Annotated in this window: 2 protein-coding genes; both read right to left on the bottom strand. The window is 61.2% G+C overall.

All coding sequences use genetic code 11. The features are described from left to right. Positions 1-65: 65 nt before the first annotated feature. Positions 66-821 (bottom strand): IS21-like element helper ATPase IstB, encoded by a 756-nt coding sequence (gene istB, locus MLC70_RS18285; RefSeq protein WP_248185955.1) that lies wholly within the window; start codon positions 819-821, stop codon positions 66-68. Positions 822-832: 11 nt separating this feature from the next. Further along, the gene (gene istA, locus MLC70_RS18280) at positions 833-2,374 is read right to left on the bottom strand and encodes an IS21 family transposase (RefSeq protein WP_248185952.1); all 1,542 of its coding nucleotides are present in this window, start codon (positions 2,372-2,374) and stop codon (positions 833-835) included. Between the last annotated feature and the right edge of the window lie 172 nt (positions 2,375-2,546).

The following is a 2,546-nucleotide window of genomic DNA, read 5'->3' as shown; positions in this document are numbered from 1 at the left end:
GCCTGCCACCCGGACCGGAGCAAGGCTGCCACCCATCGGAGCGTAGCGACGCGGGGTTTCTCTTCTTACTCCGAAGTTGTAGTGCCCGTCAACTTGGCTTGTCGTTTTCGCATGGATTCACCCCTGAGATTGATCTTGTAGGCGTTGTGAACCAGCCGATCCAGAATGGCATCTGCCAGGGTGGCATCACCGATCACGCCGTGCCATTCCTCAATGGGTAACTGGCTAGTAGCGATGGTGGAGCGCCTGCCATGCCGGTCTTCCAGCACCTCCAGCAAGTCCCGGCGGTTCTCCGCACTCAGTTTCACCAGCCCCCAGTCGTCCAGGATCAGCACATCCACTTTGGCGAGGTTGGACAGTAGTTTCGGGTACTGGCCATCTCCCTTGGCAATGGTCAGTTCCCGTAACAATCGGGTCAGACGGACGTAGTGTGCGGTGTACCCCTCCCGGCAGGCCTTGTGCGCCAAGGCGCAGGCCAGCCAGGTTTTGCCAACGCCGGTGGGGCCAGTGATGAGCACGTTCAGGTGCTCCTTCACCCATTGGCAGGCCGACAGGGACTGGATCAGCCCTTTATCCAGGCCCCGTGGGTTCCGGTAATCAATGTCTTCGAGGATGGCCGTGTGTCTCAGTTTGGCCCGGCGCAGCCGGCTGGTCATGCGCCGGTTTTCCCGTTCGGTCATCTCCCGGTCCACCAGCAGTCCGAGACGTTCCTCGAAGCTCAGTTCCGTGATGTCGGGCGTGGCTGACTGGTCAGCCAGCGCGGCGGCCATGCCGGTTAACTTGAGGGCGTGAAGCTTATCCAGCGTGGGATGTTTCAACATGTCAGGTTCCTTCAGTGGTAGTAGGCGGGGCCGCGGATATTGTCGTGGGTGTCGGGTAAGGCCAGTTCCTGTTGCTCTTCCAGGGCCTGCTCATCCAGGCGGTGCTTGAGGATGGATTCGATGCTCTTGTAGCGGCAGCTTCCCAGCATCAGAGCGCGTCGGCACGCAGCTTCCAGGCGTGCGTCGCCATAGGCCTGCCCCAGCCGTAAGATCCCCAGGCAGGGGCGGTAGGCTTGCTGTGGGTGTTTTCGAGCATAGAGAACCGTGCGTATGAGTTTCTCCGTGGCCGAGCCGGTCTTGGCGGCCCAGGCGATCAGACGCTCCGGAGACCACTCGCCCGCCTCCCGATGGGATTCCGGCATGTGCGCCGCGACGGTGGTGTGTCGCCCCTTTTGGTCAGAACGCATGTGGCTGGCGATCCGGTTGCCCCGGTAAAAACACTCGATAGTGTTGTGGGTGATCCGCACTTCCACTTCTTTCTTGATCAGGGTGTAGGGCACCGAGTAGTAATGCCCGTCGATGGCGACGTGGTAGTCGATGTGCACCCGGGCCTTCTTCCACTCTGCGTAGGTATAAGGCTCCGCCGGCAGGGGCTGTAGGGCCGGTTTGTCCAGCTGCTCGAAGTGCTCGCGCCGGCAGCCGGGTAACTTCCGGAAGGGGCGGTTGTTGAGCCTCTCCAGCAGTTCACGGATGGCGCCATTAAGTTGCCCGAGAGAGAAGTGCTGATGGTGGCGCAGCGCCGCCAGGATCCAGCGTTCGACGATCAGCACGCCGCCTTCCACCTTAGCCTTGTCTCGGGGCTTGCGGGCCCGTGTGGGCACAACGGCGACGCCGTAATGGGCAGCCATGTCCTGATAGGTGGGGTTGAGATCCGGCTCGTAGCGGTGGGCCTTGGTGACACCCGATTTTAAATTATCGGGCACGACTAATTCGGGTACCCCCTTCAGATATTGGAAGGCCCGGATGTGGGAGCCGATCCAGTCCGGAAGGGTCTGGCTCCAGGTGGCCTCGGCGTAGGTGTAATTGGACGCGCCCATCACCGCAACAAAGACCTGTGCCTCGTGGATCTCGCCGGTGGTGCGATCAATGACGGGCACGGTCTGCCCGGCATAGTCCACGAACAGCTTTTCACCGGCCCGGTGGTCCTGGCGCATCACCAGGTCCAGCTTGCCCCGCCAGGCCCGGTAGTGCTCGCAGAACCAGCTGTACTGATACCCGTCCGGATTGGCTTCCCGGTACTCCTGCCAGAGCAGGAACAGGGTGACGTTCTTACTTCTGAGTTCCTCTTGAATCTTCTGCCAGTCCGGTATGCCCCGGACCAGAGCTGGCAGGTCTGGTGGAGCCGGGAACAACAACTGCTCCAGGCGGGCCTCGTCCAGATCCTCTGGCAGTGGCCAGCTCAGACCGGCTTCGGCAGTGCGCCGCAGGTACTCACTCACGGTGGGGCGGCTGACGCCGCAGGCCGCTGCAACCTGTCGGTTGCTCAGCCCTCGCTCCCATTTGAGACGAAGGACTTCTTTGATTTTACGCATGGATAACCTCTTCGCGGGCATCTGACCTTCTCCGGATGAAAAGGGTCAGAGTACCGTTAAGTTATCCCGCGTCACGCGGCTTTGATGGGGTGAGTCAGGCAGCCTTCCGAGGTGGGAGCTTTGCCGTGGAATCAGTGGCAGCTTTCGCGTGGAATGGGTGGCAGGCTTCGTCTGGAATCAGTGGCAACCTTGG

Source organism: Marinobacter goseongensis, from assembly GCF_023156235.1.
GTDB lineage: Bacteria > Pseudomonadota > Gammaproteobacteria > Pseudomonadales > Oleiphilaceae > Marinobacter > Marinobacter goseongensis.
This window is presented reverse-complemented; position numbering and strand designations above follow the sequence as displayed.